The organism is Mycobacterium intermedium (assembly GCF_002086275.1).
Taxonomy (GTDB): domain Bacteria; phylum Actinomycetota; class Actinomycetes; order Mycobacteriales; family Mycobacteriaceae; genus Mycobacterium; species Mycobacterium intermedium.
This window is the reverse complement of record NZ_MVHT01000032.1, coordinates 37,330-52,999: the sequence shown is the minus strand read 5'-3', so window position 1 is coordinate 52,999 and position 15,670 is coordinate 37,330. Positions and strand designations below refer to the sequence as shown.

General features: G+C 65.4%; 16 protein-coding genes and 1 tRNA gene. 4 read left to right on the top strand and 13 right to left on the bottom strand.

Annotation, left to right across the window (positions count from 1 at the left end):
- Positions 1-238 precede the first annotated feature (238 nt).
- Together BST27_RS33705 and BST27_RS33700 are read left to right on the top strand one after the other, a co-directional pair.
- On the top strand, positions 239-640 hold the full coding sequence (locus BST27_RS33705) for an NERD domain-containing protein (protein ID WP_069417201.1): 402 nt from the start codon (positions 239-241) through the stop codon (positions 638-640).
- Entirely contained in the window at positions 637-1,116 is a 480-nt protein-coding gene (locus BST27_RS33700) for a hypothetical protein (protein ID WP_069417200.1), read from the top strand. The genes BST27_RS33705 and BST27_RS33700 overlap by 4 nt, the downstream gene beginning before the upstream one ends.
- A 394-nt stretch (positions 1,117-1,510) precedes the next feature.
- Here BST27_RS33700 and BST27_RS13455 read toward each other — a convergent pair whose 3' ends face one another.
- The gene (locus BST27_RS13455; protein ID WP_232007115.1) at positions 1,511-1,747 is read right to left on the bottom strand and encodes a DUF167 domain-containing protein; all 237 of its coding nucleotides are present in this window, start codon (positions 1,745-1,747) and stop codon (positions 1,511-1,513) included.
- Positions 1,748-2,066: 319 nt separating this feature from the next.
- Here BST27_RS13455 and BST27_RS13450 point away from each other — a divergent pair, with 319 nt between their 5' ends.
- A complete protein-coding gene (locus tag BST27_RS13450) occupies positions 2,067-2,297 on the top strand; it encodes a DUF6400 family protein (RefSeq protein ID WP_069417198.1) in 231 nt (76 codons plus the stop codon).
- A gap of 399 nt (positions 2,298-2,696) precedes the next feature.
- Here the strand turns inward: BST27_RS13450 and BST27_RS13440 are convergent, their stop codons facing one another.
- The 4 genes from BST27_RS13440 to BST27_RS13425 are packed head-to-tail and all read right to left on the bottom strand — an operon-like array spanning position 2,697 to position 7,401.
- Complete coding sequence (locus BST27_RS13440; protein ID WP_069417197.1) at positions 2,697-3,899, bottom strand: acyl-CoA dehydrogenase family protein; 1,203 nt, start codon at positions 3,897-3,899, stop codon at positions 2,697-2,699.
- Complete coding sequence (gene sfnG, locus BST27_RS13435; RefSeq protein ID WP_069417196.1) at positions 3,896-5,026, bottom strand: dimethylsulfone monooxygenase SfnG; 1,131 nt, start codon at positions 5,024-5,026, stop codon at positions 3,896-3,898. Before sfnG ends, BST27_RS13440 begins: the two co-directional genes overlap by 4 nt.
- 4 nt (positions 5,027-5,030) lie before the next feature.
- Positions 5,031-6,167: an LLM class flavin-dependent oxidoreductase gene (locus BST27_RS13430; protein WP_069417195.1), complete on the bottom strand. Its 1,137-nt coding sequence runs from the start codon at positions 6,165-6,167 to the stop codon at positions 5,031-5,033.
- Position 6,168: 1 nt separating this feature from the next.
- Entirely contained in the window at positions 6,169-7,401 is a 1,233-nt protein-coding gene (locus tag BST27_RS13425; protein WP_069417194.1) for an acyl-CoA dehydrogenase family protein, read from the bottom strand.
- 552 nt (positions 7,402-7,953) lie between these two features.
- On the opposite strand from BST27_RS13425, the gene BST27_RS13415 reads away from it, so the two are divergent.
- Positions 7,954-8,367 carry a hypothetical protein gene (locus tag BST27_RS13415; RefSeq protein ID WP_139805145.1) on the top strand — a complete coding sequence of 138 codons (414 nt, stop codon included), beginning with the start codon at positions 7,954-7,956 and terminating at the stop codon, positions 8,365-8,367.
- A gap of 89 nt (positions 8,368-8,456) precedes the next feature.
- Here BST27_RS13415 and BST27_RS13410 read toward each other — a convergent pair.
- From BST27_RS13410 to BST27_RS13375, 8 genes are all read right to left on the bottom strand, one after another.
- Positions 8,457-8,530: transfer RNA gene (locus tag BST27_RS13410), tRNA-Pro, on the bottom strand.
- Positions 8,531-8,621: 91 nt separating this feature from the next.
- Positions 8,622-10,208: a PE family protein gene (locus tag BST27_RS13405; RefSeq protein ID WP_069417192.1), complete on the bottom strand. Its 1,587-nt coding sequence runs from the start codon at positions 10,206-10,208 to the stop codon at positions 8,622-8,624.
- 196 nt (positions 10,209-10,404) lie between these two features.
- Positions 10,405-11,802 carry a ribosome biogenesis GTPase Der gene (der, locus tag BST27_RS13400; RefSeq protein ID WP_069417191.1) on the bottom strand — a complete coding sequence of 466 codons (1,398 nt, stop codon included), beginning with the start codon at positions 11,800-11,802 and terminating at the stop codon, positions 10,405-10,407.
- Positions 11,799-12,473 carry a (d)CMP kinase gene (cmk, locus tag BST27_RS13395; RefSeq protein WP_069417246.1) on the bottom strand — a complete coding sequence of 225 codons (675 nt, stop codon included), beginning with the start codon at positions 12,471-12,473 and terminating at the stop codon, positions 11,799-11,801. The genes der and cmk overlap by 4 nt, the downstream gene beginning before the upstream one ends.
- Before the next feature lie 5 nt (positions 12,474-12,478).
- Positions 12,479-13,231, bottom strand: a complete 753-nt coding sequence (locus BST27_RS13390) for a pseudouridine synthase (protein ID WP_069417190.1) — start codon at positions 13,229-13,231, stop codon at positions 12,479-12,481.
- Positions 13,231-13,926: an SMC-Scp complex subunit ScpB gene (gene scpB, locus BST27_RS13385; RefSeq protein ID WP_069417189.1), complete on the bottom strand. Its 696-nt coding sequence runs from the start codon at positions 13,924-13,926 to the stop codon at positions 13,231-13,233. Before scpB ends, BST27_RS13390 begins: the two co-directional genes overlap by 1 nt.
- Positions 13,926-14,753: a segregation/condensation protein A gene (locus BST27_RS13380; RefSeq protein ID WP_170062313.1), complete on the bottom strand. Its 828-nt coding sequence runs from the start codon at positions 14,751-14,753 to the stop codon at positions 13,926-13,928. Before BST27_RS13380 ends, scpB begins: the two co-directional genes overlap by 1 nt.
- Complete coding sequence (locus tag BST27_RS13375; protein WP_069417188.1) at positions 14,750-15,613, bottom strand: ParA family protein; 864 nt, start codon at positions 15,611-15,613, stop codon at positions 14,750-14,752. Before BST27_RS13375 ends, BST27_RS13380 begins: the two co-directional genes overlap by 4 nt.
- Positions 15,614-15,670: the final 57 nt, after the last annotated feature.

Sequence of the window (15,670 nt, the reverse complement as noted above, 5' to 3'; positions counted from 1 at the left end):
TCGAGTGGGAAAGCTTCCAGACCTCGCTAAAAACGTCGACGGCCGGGCTGCACCAAGCTCACGCGATCAGGCGAAGACCATTCCGAATCTGTCGGTGCGGGCGCGCATACTGGCCGTTCAAGCCCCAGGACGATACAGACGAAGACTCAACAATTCCATCGCGGACAAATCGCCAACATCGACTCAGCAATCAGTAGGTTGGTGCCTGGACGCACTGCGACGAAGGGGTAGCTCACTGGTGAAGGACGGCCGTCGGGTCACCATCGCGGATTCGCAGTTTGCCCACGAGCAGCAGGGCCTGGACATCATCAAGCAGCTGCTCCCCGACGCTCCCCCATTCCGGGCCTGGTCCAATTTCGAGTTCCGCGACAACCGCGGCCGCTGGCATGAGGTCGACCTGCTCGTTCTGGCCCGCGACACGCTCTACCTGATCGAGCTCAAGCACTACCGCGGAATTCTCCGTGGCAACGACCACGTGTGGATGCGAGACGGCTACCGCGCCGAGAGGTCGGCGAGGAGGCCATCAGCAGAATCCCATATGTCCAGGAACTGGTGTTCCTGCACCACCCCGAGTTCAGGTGCGAGCTTCCGGAAAGTTCTAAAATCAATCTTTACGGCCTGGATAGACGCGAAGATTTGACCGGTCTCCCCGGCATCTCGGAACGCCTGCTGGCCCTGGCCAGAAACGAGCCGATCACCGAGCGCAACAGCCTGCTCATCGCCGGCCTGATGAAGGCCATCGGTCTCACTCCCCGCCGGCAACGCGAAGTCGGTTCCTGGATCATCGACGAACATCCGCTTGCCGACGGCGACGGCTGGCAGGACTGGCCGGCATTTCACCACGTCGACAGCGAACGCCACGCCCGCATCCGCTTCTACACCATCGGTCAGGGCACGACGTCCGCCGACGCACATGCCCGCAAGCAGGCCGTCACCCACGAATTCCACCTGCTGAACCGCCTGCGCTACGACGGGCTGCAGGTGCCCGAAGACATCGTCTATGAGCCGGAGCTGGGTGTCGGTCTGGTCTTCCCACAGCCCCAGGCCGACACACCTCTCGATCTGTGGCTGGCCGACAACAAGGCCAAGCTGTCCCTGTCCAGCAGCTCAATCTGATCGCGCGGATCGCCGACATCGTGCACTACGCGCACCGCCACCGGGTTGTCCATCGCGGGCTGAACCCCCGCTCGGTGACCATCCGGGAACGCGGTGACGAACTGCTCCCCCAAGTCGTCGACTGGGACAGCGCCGACGTCCTGCCCGCCAACCCCGATACGGCGGTGAGCCGGCTCTCCTCCGGGTCGCTGACGTTGATGGCGGGAGCCTCTAGCGACATCGCCCGGCTCTTCGCCGCACCAGAGGGCCGCTGCTGTTGCAGAAAACGACATGCCGAAAAACATCCATGCGGCGATTCGCTGACGGGAAGAATACTGCGGGGCGCCGCCAGCCGGAAAGTAAATTCGCGTATTGAAACGCGGGGGGACCCGGGGCGCCTCGGCAGCGTTCACGCTTAGCGCGTCACGCGGAATCGCTTCAGCCGGGCGGTTTCCCCGGCCACCAGCTTTACCTGCCCTTTGGGCACGCCGAGATGGCTTGCGAGAAGGCGGGTTACGGCAGCATTGGCCTTGCCGTCCACCGCACGTTCGGGCACGTAGATTGTCAGGTCGGCGTCGGTGCCGACCTCGACCAGTGGACCCTTCCGGCTCCCGGGCTTGACCCTGACGCTGATGATCTCGCTGCCTTGCACAACGCTCCCACGGGTACGAATTGGCTCCATCAGGCTAGCGCGTCTTCTCCCCCCGTCCCGCTGGGGACTTACACAAAGTAATGCATTCTGGCCTGATAGCCACTCCTGATTGCGTTTCCGTACAGTTCTCGATCGCACCGCGAACAGTGCTGTGCCCGGATCACTTTCGATTCAGCGGGCGAAAAGCGGACGAGCCTCCGTAAAGGGCTGAGCGCACATGTGACTAACCTCAACCCGCCTCAGTGACGCACCTCATAGCCTGACCGCCGCGAATTAGGGCATCCTAACTACTCGCTTGTTTCCAACAACTTGGACCCCGATGGCTTATCTCCACGTTGCTTATGACCTGACCCGCGACGAGGCGCGCCGACGCAGCGCCGTACTCGACGCGATTGGCAACGACTGGGATCCCATTGCTGCTCTCGCCGAGGAAGAGAAGGCCTACGACATGCTGTACTCCAACCTGGACGAGGAGCAGCAGCGGATCTACGACGAACTGGTCAGCGCCGGCGTCCTACCAAGGAGGACGGCCGACCGTGTTACCGATTGATCCGACCGCGGACCGAAGCCGCCGTGCATGGCTGCCCTGCCCGTGCTGCGATCACGGCGCCGAATGCGGTGTCTGCCGGGATAGCCGAAACTGCGATACGCACTGGCAGTACTTGCTGAGCAACAAGGGGACGGTGGTGCACCTGCAATGTCCGGATTGCGGATATCTCTGGTCGACCGATACCCGTCGGCGCACACCTCGACGGGCCGCCTGAGTCCTGCAGATTTCGGTTTCGGGTTTCGACGGGCGCAACGGCGTCCCGACGTACGAAAGATTCTGTCGGACTGACATATTGGCGTCTGGTGCTGCGACGTCGTCACCGTTTGCATGACTGTGCCGTATTCCTTCGTCGTAATGTACGGCCGCTCAACATATGGCCCTCTCGACCATATGCAGATGTCAGATCTGGGCGTGGTTGGGTGGGGGGACATCGGCCAGTTCCCAGGCTCCGATGTGGTGGTATTTCCAGTCGACCGGGTCGTGCACGCTGTGGGTACGCGCGTTGCGCCAGTGTCGGTCGAGTGCGAACCGCCGGTCGGTGCCGCTGGCCCCGGTCAGGGGGAACAGTTGGCTGGCGACGTCCACGGCGGTGTCGCTGGCAAAAGTCTTGGCTTGGGCGACCGCGATCGATCCGCGTGCCGCGGCTTCTGGGTTGGCGGGGTCGAGCCCGAGTTCGTCGAGCACCCCGGCGGCCCAGCGCAGTAGCTCGACCGCGGCGCGGGTGTGGGTGGCCAGTCGGCCGAAACGCCACCGGGTGTGCGGATCGTCGGCGGCGGTGCTGACCTGGCCGGCCCGGACCGCCTCGAAGAACGGTCTACTGCGGGTGCGCACGAACTCGCGGGCATCGGCCAGCGCACCCTGCGCGATCCCCGCCTCGATGGCGGCATGAACGAGTTGGGCGCGCGCCCCGAGCAGTTGTGGACGGGTGAACACCGACCAGTACGGCGCGACCAGCGTGTCCTCGACGCGGACCCCGTCGAAGGTGGTGGTCCCGCTGACGGTGGCGCGCTGTCCCATCGCCGCCCAGTCCTCGTCGACGAACACGCCGGGCGCGTCGCGTTCGACAAACGCGAGCACGACGCGGTCGTCGGGATCCAGTGCGCTGGCCGCCAGCCATCGGGAGGTGATCGCGCCGGTGCAGTAGTACTTGGTGCCTTCCAGTCGCCATCCGGTCGTATCGGGAATGAGGCGGGTTTTGAGGTCTTGGGCGTGATGGCCCCCGCGCTCCGCGAGCACGGGCGCTATCCGTCCGCCCGAAACTACTGCGGGCAGGATGCGTTCACGCTGCTCGGGGGTGCCGATGAGCCCGAGGATGTCGACGGCGAGATAGTGGCCCTGGGGAATTTGGGCCAGTGCCGGGTCGGCGGCGGCGATGATCCGGGTCACCTCGGCCAGGGTGCGTGGCCCCAGTCCGGCACCGCCGTCGGTCACCGGCACCGTGACTGCCGGCAACCCGGAGCTGTCGAAGGCGGCCAACTCGGCGTACGGAACCGCCCCGGCCTGGTCCCGCTGCGCCGCGCCCGCTCGTACAGAGGCGGCGAACGCTTCGGCGGCGGCGACGGCATCGGCGTGAGCAGCCGATGGCGACGACCCAGGCGTCATCGGACCGCGGCGGTATCGGCGGTATCGAGTGCTTCGGCGGCTTCGAGCTCCCGCACGAGCGGCAGCACGGTACGGCCGAACGCCTCGACTTCCTCCTGGAAATGCAGAAACCCGGCCAAGATCAAGTCGACACCGAGCTTGCGGTAGGCCACGATGCGTTCGGCGACCTGCTCGGCGGTCCCGATCAGCTGGGTGCGGAACCCGTCGTTGTATTGGACCAGGTCCTCGAAGCTGGAGTTGGCCCACATCCCTCGCTTGTCCGAGGTCGACGCCCCGGCCTGTTGCACCGCGGCGCCGAAGCTTCGGACCGCGGGCGTGTCGGCTTTGGCAATGATTTCTCGTAGGACCTCGCGTGCCTCGGACTCGGTGTCGCGGACGATCACGAATCCGTTCAAGCCGAATTTGGGACGCTCGCTGCGGCCGGCGGCGGCCGCAATGCGTTCCAGATCGTGCAACTGCTCGCTGACCCCGTCGAAGTCGTTGCCGTTGGAGAAGTACCAGTCCGAGTACCGCCCGCCGTTGTTGCGCGCCGCAGTGGAATTCCCACCCTGGAAAATCTCCGGGTGCGCCCGTCCCGGCACGGGCAGGGGCTTGGGTTGCAGGCTGAAGTCGCGGATGCGGTAGAAGTCGCCGGCCAGATTGGCGCGGTCCTGTGTCCAGATCGCCCTGAGCGCCTGGATGAATTCGGCGCTGCGCCGGTAGCGCTCGTCGTGTTCTAGCCACGGCTCGCCGAGCTTGGTGAACTCGTCTTTGAGCCAACCGCTGACCACGTTGACGGCGATCCGCCCGCCGGACAGGTGATCGGCGGTGGCCACCCATTTGGCCAGCACCCCTGGATGCCAGAGCCCTGGATGCACGGCGGCGATCACCTTGAGCCGCTGCGTGGCCAGCAACAGCGCCAGACTGAAACTTGTTGACTCGTGCTGGTATTCGGCACTGTAACTCGCGGTGTAACGGACCTGGGTCAGCGCATACTCGAAGCCGGCCTTCTCGGCCAACCGGGCCAACTCGACGTTGTACTCGTAACTCCAGTCGGTGCGCTGCTCGATGGTCGAGGTCACCAGGCCGCCGCTGACGTTGGGCACCCAGTAGGCGAACCGCAGGGGGACGCTGGGTCCGGTGTTCACTCTGCTATACCTCCGAAGTTGCGGTGAGCAGTCCACGCTCGGCGAGGATGGGCACCACGCCCTCACCAAAGGCGTAGGCCTCTTCCAGGTGCGGGTAGCCGGACAGGATGAATTCGTCTAAGCCCAGCTCGTGATATTCGGCGATGCGGTCGGCGACCTCCTCGTGGCTGCCGACCAAAGCGGTGCCGGCACCACCACGAACCAGCCCGACACCGGCCCACAGGTTGGGGGACACCTCCAAGCTGTCGATGCGGCCACCGTGAAGCTCCGTCATCCGCCGCTGGCCTTCCGATTGCGAGCTGCGCTGCACCTCCTGGGCGCGGCGGATCTGGTCGGGATCGAGCCCCGCCAACAGCCGATCAGCCTGAGCCCACGCTTCAGCCGCGGTGGGCCTGCTGATGACGTGCAGCCGGATGCCGAACCGCAACTCGCCCGACGCCGCACGCTGCGCGCCCAGATCCTTGACCCGCTTCCGCGCCGCATCGAGTTTCTCCGCCACTTGTGCCGGCGGCTCGCCCCAGGTCAGGTAGACGTCGGCGTGCTCGGCGGCCACATCCAGCGCAGCCGACGATGAACCGCCCAGGTAGATGTCGGGCCAGGTCGCGGCCGGCACGATCGTCGCATCCTCGACGAACAGGTGTTTCCCGGAATACGTGACGCGTTGCCCCGACCACAGGCGGCGGAAGATTGTCAAAAATTCGGCAGCCCGCTCATAGCGTTCGGTTTTGCCGAGGTCGTCGCCGAACCGGCGCTGCTCAGCGTCGTCGCCGCCGGTAACGACGTTGAGCAGCAACCGATTTCCAGAGATTCGCTGGTACGTCGCCGCCGCCTGGGCAACCAGGGTAGGCGCCTGCAGTCCCGGTCTGAACGCCACCAGGTACTTGAACCGCCGGGTGCGCTGGGTCAGTGCCGCGGTCAGCACCCATGCGTCTTCACACCAGCTGCTCGTCGGGGTCAGCGCCCCGGTGAATCCAAGCTGTTCGGCGGCGCTGGCTACCAGCGCCATGTAGTCGAGGTCTGGGGCGCGATCGGTGCCAAAGGCGTCGACGCGGCTGCCCTCGGCGCCGACGGCGTTGCCCAGGCTCAAGTCGGTGCGCGAATCACCGTTGGTGGGCAGAAACCAGTGCAGGGTGATGGCCATCTCAGCGGTACAGCGAGAACTCGGGGTGGCGGTGGTTGAGCACCCAGTCCCCCACTTCGCGGGCTTTGTAGGCCACCGGGTCGTGCAGGGTGTGGGTGCGCAAGTTGCGCCAATGTCGGTCGAATCCGTAGGCGCTGGTGGTGGCCCGGGCACCCTGAATCTCGAACAGACGGCTGGCGGTTTCCAGGCTGACCTTGGTGGACAGGTACTTGGCCTCGTAGACCGCGATGGCGGCTTCCGCGCGCTGGTCCTCGGTCAACGACGGACCGACGTCGACGGCCGCTTGCAGCGCGTCCCCAGCTCGGTCGGCCAGCAGCGCCGCGGCCCGCACCTCGCTGACCAATTCGCCCACGGTGTGCAAGATGTACGGGTCATCGGTGGCCCGTTCGACGCCTGAGCTTTCCCACGGCGACGCGTGTGCACGCGTCCACTCCAACGCCTCGGCGAGCGCGCCTTCGGCCGTGCCGACATAGAAGTTGACGAACGCCAGCTGCCAATGCGGGGTGATCAGCGTTTGATGCGGGGTCAGGGTGTTACCGATGAACGGCTCCTCGCCGAGCACCTCGTGATGTTCGATGCGCGCATCGACAACTCGGACCCCACCAGAATCGGTGAGTCGCTGCCCGATGTTGTCCCAATCGTCAAGGAAGGTGAATCCCTGACGTCCGCCGCGCACATCGAGCGACAAGAACACCAGTTCACCGTCCAACGCGGCCGTCACCGAGAGCTGATCGCCGGTGCTGGCGCCGCTGGCGAAGCTGCGGTAGCCGTTGAGGCGGAATCCGTCGCCATCGCGGGTCAGGACCAGGGCTGAGCCGCCCCGGGGATTCTGGATTCCTCCCCAGAACAGCTTTTCGCTCGCGTTGCGGCGGGATTGGGCATCAGCTTGGGCCGCAGTGCCGAACAGCCCGGCCACCCGGGTCTGGGCGTAGTGGTAGCCGATCAGGTGCGCGATCGAGGTGTCGCCCCGTGCAATCCGCCGAACGATCTGCACGGCCTGCGCGAAGTTGAGCCCCGAGCCGCCGTATTCGGCCGGCTCCTGGACCTGAAGGAGATCGTTGTGGCGCAGCAGCTCGATTTCCGCGCGTGGAGTCGCATTGGCCTTGTCGCGTTCGGCGGCGGTCCGTCGCAGCTCGTCGGCGACGCGATCAGCAGTGGCCAGCAACCCGGTGAAGACCTCACGGGAGGCAGGTGTGGCGGTGGCAGCAGCGGTGGCAGTGGCGGTGACAGACATGCCTTGATCCAATGCCGAGGGCGCGGCACGAGACAAACGCCGCGGCCATGTTTGCGTTGCGTCTTCCCGCGCTGAGCACCGGAATCAGCCTCTTCGGCCAAAAAAATCTACGTCGATTTAAGACGCGACGTTTGGCCTCGTCGCCTGCGCCGCCGGTTCAAGCGCCGAGCCGCCGGACTGCCATCGTGCGGAGGAACGTGGCACCCGTTGGTGCCAAACGACTTTCGCCAACAAACAGACCATCGCGTTTGCCCGGCGGTTGCTTGTTGAGCGCGCGGGCGTGCACGAGCGCGATCGTGCGAGCACGGAACTCGGCGTATCAAGCTGCACGGCATGCGCAACACGTCCATTCACTGATGCTCCACCAGGGCACCCCGATGCATATCGTCGCGGCGTGGCACGGCCACGACCCGGCGGAATCGCTGTCGATCTACAGCGATACCAGGCCGACGAGTTGCGGGCGGCGGGCGTGTCACTCTTCGGCTGAGCAGGTGCGTCACCGCTGACGTGCGGATAGCGGGACTCGTCGGTGCCGCGTTGCAGAATGAGGGCGTGTCCAGTCCACCGCGCGTGGACATGTCCTATTCGCACGACGATGACGAGCACAAAGATTGGGTCCTGCAACTCGCATATGGGTTGCGCGGCAGTCTGTCTCGATCGATGGGACAGTGCGCTGTGCAACCTGACACACTCCATGGAACGCACGACGACGCATATCGCGTGCTCGCCGTCGTATCCGAGACGTACAGCAAGAAGTGCAACGACCGTAGTGGCGGAGCGGCGATCGAGGCGCAGATGTTGTCAGCCCGGTTATTCGCCCAATTGGACTCCAACGCCGTCATACCCATCATCAGGAACTGCCCCCGACGCGGAGTTGCCTGCATTTCTCAGCGGTCGATCGGGCAGGACTTTCGACCGATGCGTCGCAATTCGACACCAGCAGCCGGACTGTCGAGCCTGGGATAGGCGACGCCGTGGTTCTACGCAACCGCAAAGAGCACTCCCCAGGAAACGACAAACCCGCTCCGATGCAGGTCAGAGCGGGTTTCCGCTAGTCGGGCTGACAGGATTTGAACCTGCGACCACTTGACCCCCAGTCAAGTGCGCTACCAAACTGCGCCACAGCCCGATGCCACCGAAACCACCGGCGGCAGGACGAAAGCCTACCGTAAACCGATTACTGCCCCACTACGCGACCTGCGAACCTGCGAGGCCCCGTCCTACAGACTGCGGAAGTCGTCGATGATCGACTGCGTCGCCTGCACGAGTACGATGGCTTCGAAGCCGGCCGCAATGCTGAACAGCGCGATGTCCGCCGCAATCGGCTTGCCGATCGCATTGACGAACCCCACCGGGTCACCGCTGAGCGCTTGGCCGATCCCTTCCGCGAAGAGCATGCCGTTGTAGGCCGGAATCGACGTCAGGGCCGCGGTCGCGAAGTCCGCAGTCGGCAGCAGCACCGAATAGCCGGTGGAGATCGCGCTGGTCAGGGCATTGGTCACCGACACCGGGGACACCGTGGCAAGCGGCGGCGCAAGCGATGCAGTCGCCTGCAGCAGCCCGGGCAGCGACGCGCCCGCCGCAGCCTCGGGCAGGTCGGCGACGAATGCATTCACTCCCTGCTGGGCGCCCTCCCCTAGGCGGGTTAGGACATAGATGGGATCGACCTCCGGGAACAAGCCGAACGGGGTGTGCACGTTCGGTGGCCCGGTCGACCAGCCCTGGTCGGGGCTGCCGTAGCCCAGGTTGACCAGGATCCTCAAGACCGGGTCGACGAGGTCCGCGAACGGCTTCCCGACGACTGGTATCGCGCGCAGACCCTGCGTGAGCGGCAGGTTCGGGTTGGGAATTATGTGATAGGTGTTCGTGGTGGGACCCACCGTGTTCGTCAGCGGAATGGCCGTCGCGATCTGCTCGGGCGTGAGGTCCGCATAGGTGCCATGCGCGAAGTAGATGCCCGCGAGCGCGTTGAGGTCGGCAAGGATGTTGATCGGGTACTGCGGAAAGTCGGCAAAGCCGTCGTACTCGATCGTGTAGACGTTTGTCGTAAAGCTGTTCGACGGGGTCGCGCCGTAGAACGTGAAACCCAAGCTCGGCATCACCAGACCGCTGAACCGCGAGAGCAGGCCGCCGTTGGGGTTCATGGGATCACCGAGCAACGAGAAGACGATCGGCAGCGGGCTCGGCGTCCCACTGGGGTTGAGCTTCATCATTTCCAGCGACGCGATGATGGAGCTTTGCGAAAAGCCCACGACGGCAACGTTATTCCCGGCAGTGAGTTGCTGCTGGATCGCCGCGTCCAGGATGGCGACGCCCTCGGACACCGAGATGTCTGGAATCAGGTTTTTGATTCCGGTGACCGGATAGAACGCCTCCGGAGTGAACAGGGATATCGCGTTGGCGACGGTGAAACTCGGGTAATGCGGCGTGATGTATTTGGAGACAACGGCTTCCACGTAGCTTGGTGATGGGATCGGGTTGCCGCTGCCACCGATGGCCAGCGTGACGTCTACCGCGGCGAGCGCGTTGACCGCCTCGGTTTGCGTATAGGCAGTCGTCGCGCTTGACAATGTCTGAACGAACTCGTTGTGAAACACCGTCGCCTGGTTGAAGACCGCTTGGGATTCCACGCCGAGCGCGCTCACCAATGTCGCGGCCGCCGCCGAGACCTCATCGGCCGCGGGGGCCAGCACACCGGTGGTCCACTGCGCCGCGGCGGTGGTCGCCTCGTTGATCGCCGTCCCGATCCGCGCCGCATCCGCTGCAGCAGCCGTCAGCATCTCGGGTTGGACGATCACGCAGGTCATCGGCCGATCCTTTGTGGCTGGAACTGGTTGGCGTGCGGAAGATCTGGTTGGTCAGACGATCCGACAAAACCAGGCCATCGCAGTGCGGTTGAAGAGAGCCTAGGACCAGATCGTCGGCGTGTCCGAGGTTTCGACGATCGGCCCCGAAAGCCGGGCCAAGCGCCAGCTACGGCCCATCCGGCTCACCCGTGCGCGCTCAGCGGCGCTTGGCGCCCCGCTTCTCACGCACCCGCACATTGATCCGGATCGGGCTGCCCTCGAACCCGAACGTCTCGCGCAGCCGACGTTCCAGGAACCGCCGGTATCCGGCCTCTAGGAAGCCCGTCGTGAACAGCACGAACGTCGGCGGCCGGGCGGTGGCCTGGGTGGCGAACAGGATCCGAGGCTGTTTTCCGCCCCGCACCGGCGGCGGCGTCGCCGCCACCACCTCTTTGATCCAGGTGTTCAGAGGCCCCGTCGCGATCCGGGTATCCCACGACTCCAACGCGCTTTCCATCGCCGGCACGAGCTTCTGCACGGCTCGCCCCGTCTTGGCCGAGATGTTGACCCGCTGCGCCCACCGCACCTGCACCAGTTCGCGGTCGATCTCGCGATCGAGCAGGTCACGACGGTCCTCGTCGACCAGGTCCCACTTGTTGTAGGCCAGCACCAGCGCCCGACCGGACTCGATGACCATGCTGAGCACCCGCAGATCCTGCTCGGTCAGCGGCTGCGACGCATCAATCAGCACGATCACCACTTCGGCGGAGTCGATGGCCCCGTGGGTGCGCACGGACGCGTAGTACTCGTGGCCGCTGGCCTGACCGACCTTGCGGCGCAGGCCCGCGGTGTCGACGAACCGCCAGATCTTGCCGCCAAGTTCAATGAGCGAGTCCACCGGGTCGACGGTCGTCCCCGCGACGTCGTGCACCACCGACCGCTGATCACCGGCCAGCTTGTTCAGCAACGAACTCTTGCCCACATTGGGCTTGCCAACCAGCGCCACCCGGCGGGGACCGCCCGTGCCTGCGGCCGACTCCCCCACCTCGGGCAGTGCGGCAAGCACCTCGTCGAGTAGGTCGGCCACGCCACGCCCATGCATCGCGCTGATCGGGTGCGGTTCGCCAAGTCCCAGCGACCACAACTCGGCCGCGTCCGCCTCGCTCCTGTCACTGTCAACCTTGTTGGCCGCCAAGAAGACTGGCTTACCCGAACGGAGCAGGATGCGCGCGGCCGCCTCGTCGGCCGTGGTGGCGCCGACAGTGGCGTCGACCACCAAGATCACCGCGTCAGCCGTGCGCATCGCCACCGAGGCCTGCTCGGCCACCAACTGCTGCAAGCCTTTTGCGTCGGGCTCCCACCCGCCGGTGTCCTGTACGACGAAGCGGCGTCCGGTCCACAGCGCGTCGTAGGAGACCCGGTCGCGGGTCACCCCCGGAACGTCCTGCACCACGGCTTCGCGCCGGCCCAGGATCCGGTTGACCAAGGTCGACTTGCCTACGTTGGGCCTGCCCACGATGGCCACCACCGGCGCGGGTCCGGCCTCGTCTTCGAACTCCTCTGATTCGCTGAGTTCCCAGTCGCTTTCGTCAACCCAGGTGCCGTCTTGGGTCATGACATCGCCCCGGTACGTTGCTTGACCAAATCCACTAGATGGTCGATCACCTGGGCCTCGGTCATGTCGCTGGTGTCGACGATCACCGCGTCGGAAGCCGGCCGCAGCGGTGACACCGCCCGGGTGGAGTCCAGGTGATCGCGCCGGCGGACGTCGGCGAGCACTCCCTCGTAGTTGTCGGCCAGACCCGCGGCGATGTTCTGGGCGTTGCGCCGCTGGGCGCGGGTCTCGGGAGATGCGGTGAGAAAGATCTTCACCGGCGCATCGGGGAACACCACCGTCCCGATGTCGCGACCTTCGACGACGATGTCGCCCGGCCCCTCGGCCATGGCGCGCTGAATGTCGACCAACCGGGTGCGCACCGACGGTACCGCCGACACCGCGGACACATTCCGGGTTACCTCGTCACCCCGAATCTGCGCCGAAACATCCTCTCCCGCAAGGAAAAAACTACTGGCGTCCGGGTCATACCCCACCGACAACTCAACCGTCGACGCGACGTCTCCGACCGCCTCGGGATCCTCCGGGTCAACCCCTGCGCGCATCACCGCCAAGGTCACCATCCGGTACATCGCCCCGGTGTCCAAGAACCTGGCACCCAGCCCGCGGGCCAATCCCCTTGACACAGAGGATTTCCCGGTGCCCGCCGGGCCATCGATCGCCACGACCATGCCCGTCACAGTCCGACCGCCTTATACAGTTGCCCAATCTCGTCCAGCCGCAAGGCACGAACGCTACCCGGACGCTGCTTACCCAGTGAAACCGCTCCGATGTCGGTGCGCACCAGCGCTTCCACCGGATGCCCCACCGCCGCCAGCATGCGGCGCACTATGCGGTTGCGTCCCTCGTGCAACGTAACCCGCACCAATGTCTTACCCGGAATCGCGTCTACCACCGCGAAATCATCGACCCGCACGGGCCCGTCGTCCAAATCGATGCCCGCGCGCAGTTTCTTGCCGACGCCACGCGGCACGGTCCCCGTCACCGTCGCGAGGTACGTCTTGGGTATCTCATGGGACGGGTGCATCAGCCGATGCGCCAGTTCCCCGTCATTGGTCAGCAGGATCAGGCCTTCTGTATCGGCGTCCAGACGACCGACGTGAAACAGCTTCTTGGTGCCACGGACTTTCCGTTCGATCAAGTCACCGATACATGGTCGGCCGCGATCGTCGGACATGGTCGAATGCATGCCGCGCGGCTTGTTCAGCGCGAGATAGACCAATGAGTCGTCGACAACCACCCGCGCACCGTCGACCTTGATCACCGAGGCATCGGGATCCACCCGGGTTCCCAACTCGGTGACCACCTGGCCGTCGACCTCGACGCGGCCCTCGATGATCAGCTTTTCCGCGGCTCGGCGCGACGCAATTCCTGCCTGGGACAAGACTTTCTGCAACCGGGTGCCGCGCGTTTCGTCAGACTCGATCATCAATCGTGGTCCACATCGAAGGCCAGGGATTCGTCGCTGGTCGAGCCACCGGCGAGTTTGCGGAAACGTGGCTCGCTGTCCAGGGATTCGGTCAGGTCGTCGATCGTGTCGACATCGGGAAGCAGCGGCGCGATATCGGGTAGGTCGGACAAGGACGACAGCCCCAACCGCTCCAGGAACAGGTCGGTGGTGGCGAAAGTCGTCGCCCCGGTGTCCTCGTCGGTGCCGACCTCGGTGATCAGGCCGCGCGCCAACAGCGTGCGCATCACGGCGTCGACGTTGACGCCCCGCACCGCACTGACCCTGGCCCGCGTGACCGGCTGGCGGTAGGCCACCACCGCCAGGGTCTCCAGGGCGGCCCGGGTCAGCTTGGTCCGCGTGCCGTCCAGCAACAGCTTCTCGACGTACGGGGCGAACCGCGCGCGGGTATAGAGCCGCCAGCCCTCACCGGTCTGGCGCAGGTCGATCCCGCTGTCACGTTCGGTGAGTTCCTCGGCCATCAGCCGCAATTTGGCCTCGATCCGGTAGACCGGCTGCTCGGTGGCGGTGGCCAGCGCTTCGGCGGACACCGGGGTGTCCACCACCAGCAGGAGTGCCTCCAGCACCCGGCCCAGCTCGTCGGGATCGAGCTCGGCCGGCTCAGCAATGTCCGGAAGGGCACTGCCCAGCTCATGAACGGGCGACTGGTCGGTCATCAATTGTCTCGCACTTCTACCAAGGCCTCGTGACTAGGTCGTTCCCCCGTCCACGAAACCTGGAGCACGCCAAGGGGCTCTGACTGGTCGAATGCTACCGCCCGCGACCGATACAGCTCGAGCAGCGCCAGGAACCGGCCGACGATCTCCACGGGCGCCGCGCAGTCCGCGACGAGCTCGGAAAACGTCGCCCACTGGCCAGTGCCACGTGCCTCGAGGATCTCCAAAATGCGTTTTGCCTGCTCGGGAACCGAGACCACCTGCTCGTGCAGGTGCCCGAGACCCACCGTCGGCACCGGACGCGGCGTGAACGCCACCGCGGCGATCTGCGCGAACCGCTCGACATCGACACCCAGCATCACCTCGGGCAGCAAATCGGCGAATCGGTCTTCCAACGACACCGCACGCGGGTAGCTGCGCATCGCGTTCGCCTCCAACTCGGCGAACATCTCCGCGACGTGTTTGAACGCCCGGTATTGCAGCAACCGCGCAAAGAGCAGGTCCCGAACCTCGAGCAGCGCCAGGTCTTCCTCGTCCTCGACCTGCGCCGCCGGCAGCAACCGAGCGGCTTTCAGGTCGAGCAGCGTCGCTGCGACCACCAAGAACGCCGTCGTCTCCTCCAGCTCCAACTGGGCACCGATCGACTTGGTGTAGGCGATGAAGTCGTCGGTGACCTGGTGCAGCGCCACTTCGGTCACGTCGAGGCGGTGCGCGAAGATCAGCTGCAGCAGCAGGTCGAACGGCCCCTCGAAGTTGCTCAGCCGGACCTGGAAGCCGCTCTCGGATGCCGCCTGATCTTTCTCCGGGCTAATCGGGACGCCGTTCACACGCCGAATCGGTGGATGAACTCGCGAGCCAGCGCGCGATAAGCGATGGCACCGCTCGACTTGGGGGCCCAGGTGGTGATGGGCTCGCCGGCGACGCTGGTCTCGGGAAAGCGGACCGTGCGGGTGATCACGGTGTCGAACACTAGGTCACCGAACCGCTCCACGACCCGGGCCATGACCTCACGGGAGTTGACGGTCCGCGGGTCGTAGCGGGTGATCAGGATGCCGCTGATCCGCAGTCGCGGGTTGAGCCGGTCGTGCACCTTGTCGACGGTATCGGTGAGCAGCGCCAGTCCGCGCAGCGAGAAGAACTCGCATTCGGTGGGGATGACCACACCGTCGGCGCAGGCCAGCCCATTGACGGTGAGCAGGCCGAGCGAGGGCTGACAGTCGATCAGCACGTAGTCGTAGCGGTCCAGCACCGGGTAGATGGCCCGGGCCACCGTCTGTTCCCGACCGACCTCGTTGACCAGCTGGATCTCCGCGGCGGACAGATCGATGTTGCTGGGCACCAGGTCCAGGTTCTTCACGCGGGTGTGCAGCAACACGTCGTCGATGGATACCCGTGGGTCGACCAGCAGGTTGTGCACGGTCTTTTCCAACTCGTAGTGCGGCACTCCCAGGCCCGCGGACAGGGCGCCCTGCGGGTCGAGATCCACCAGCAAGACCCGACGCCCCTGTTCGGCAAGTGCGGCGCCCAGGTTGATGGTCGACGTGGTCTTGCCGACGCCGCCCTTCTGGTTGCACATCGCGACGACCTTGGCCGGGCCGTGCGTCGTTCGGGGTGCAGGGTCGGGGATCGCCCGTGGCGGCCGGCCCGTGAGACCGAGCTCGACGCCGCTGGCGGGTTGATCGGTCATGCCCGGTCGCGGCGCGTGGTGACGAGCGTCAGGATGAACATCGCAGGAAAGTCTAAC

Bases quoted from the DNA above. Each gene is read 5' to 3' on its own strand.
- BST27_RS13450 (WP_069417198.1), top strand. From the start codon at position 2,067: ATGGCTTATCTCCACGTTGCTTATGACCTGACCCGCGACGAGGCGCGC.
- BST27_RS13440 (WP_069417197.1), bottom strand. From the start codon at position 3,899: ATGACGCCTGGGTCGTCGCCATCGGCTGCTCACGCCGATGCCGTCGCC.
- BST27_RS13430 (WP_069417195.1), bottom strand. From the start codon at position 6,167: ATGGCCATCACCCTGCACTGGTTTCTGCCCACCAACGGTGATTCGCGC.
- BST27_RS13425 (WP_069417194.1), bottom strand. From the start codon at position 7,401: ATGTCTGTCACCGCCACTGCCACCGCTGCTGCCACCGCCACACCTGCC.
- BST27_RS13405 (WP_069417192.1), bottom strand. From the start codon at position 10,208: ATGACCTGCGTGATCGTCCAACCCGAGATGCTGACGGCTGCTGCAGCG.
- der (WP_069417191.1), bottom strand. From the start codon at position 11,802: ATGACCCAAGACGGCACCTGGGTTGACGAAAGCGACTGGGAACTCAGC.
- cmk (WP_069417246.1), bottom strand. From the start codon at position 12,473: ATGGTCGTGGCGATCGATGGCCCGGCGGGCACCGGGAAATCCTCTGTG.
- BST27_RS13390 (WP_069417190.1), bottom strand. From the start codon at position 13,231: ATGATCGAGTCTGACGAAACGCGCGGCACCCGGTTGCAGAAAGTCTTG.
- scpB (WP_069417189.1), bottom strand. From the start codon at position 13,926: ATGACCGACCAGTCGCCCGTTCATGAGCTGGGCAGTGCCCTTCCGGAC.
- BST27_RS13375 (WP_069417188.1), bottom strand. From the start codon at position 15,613: ATGACCGATCAACCCGCCAGCGGCGTCGAGCTCGGTCTCACGGGCCGG.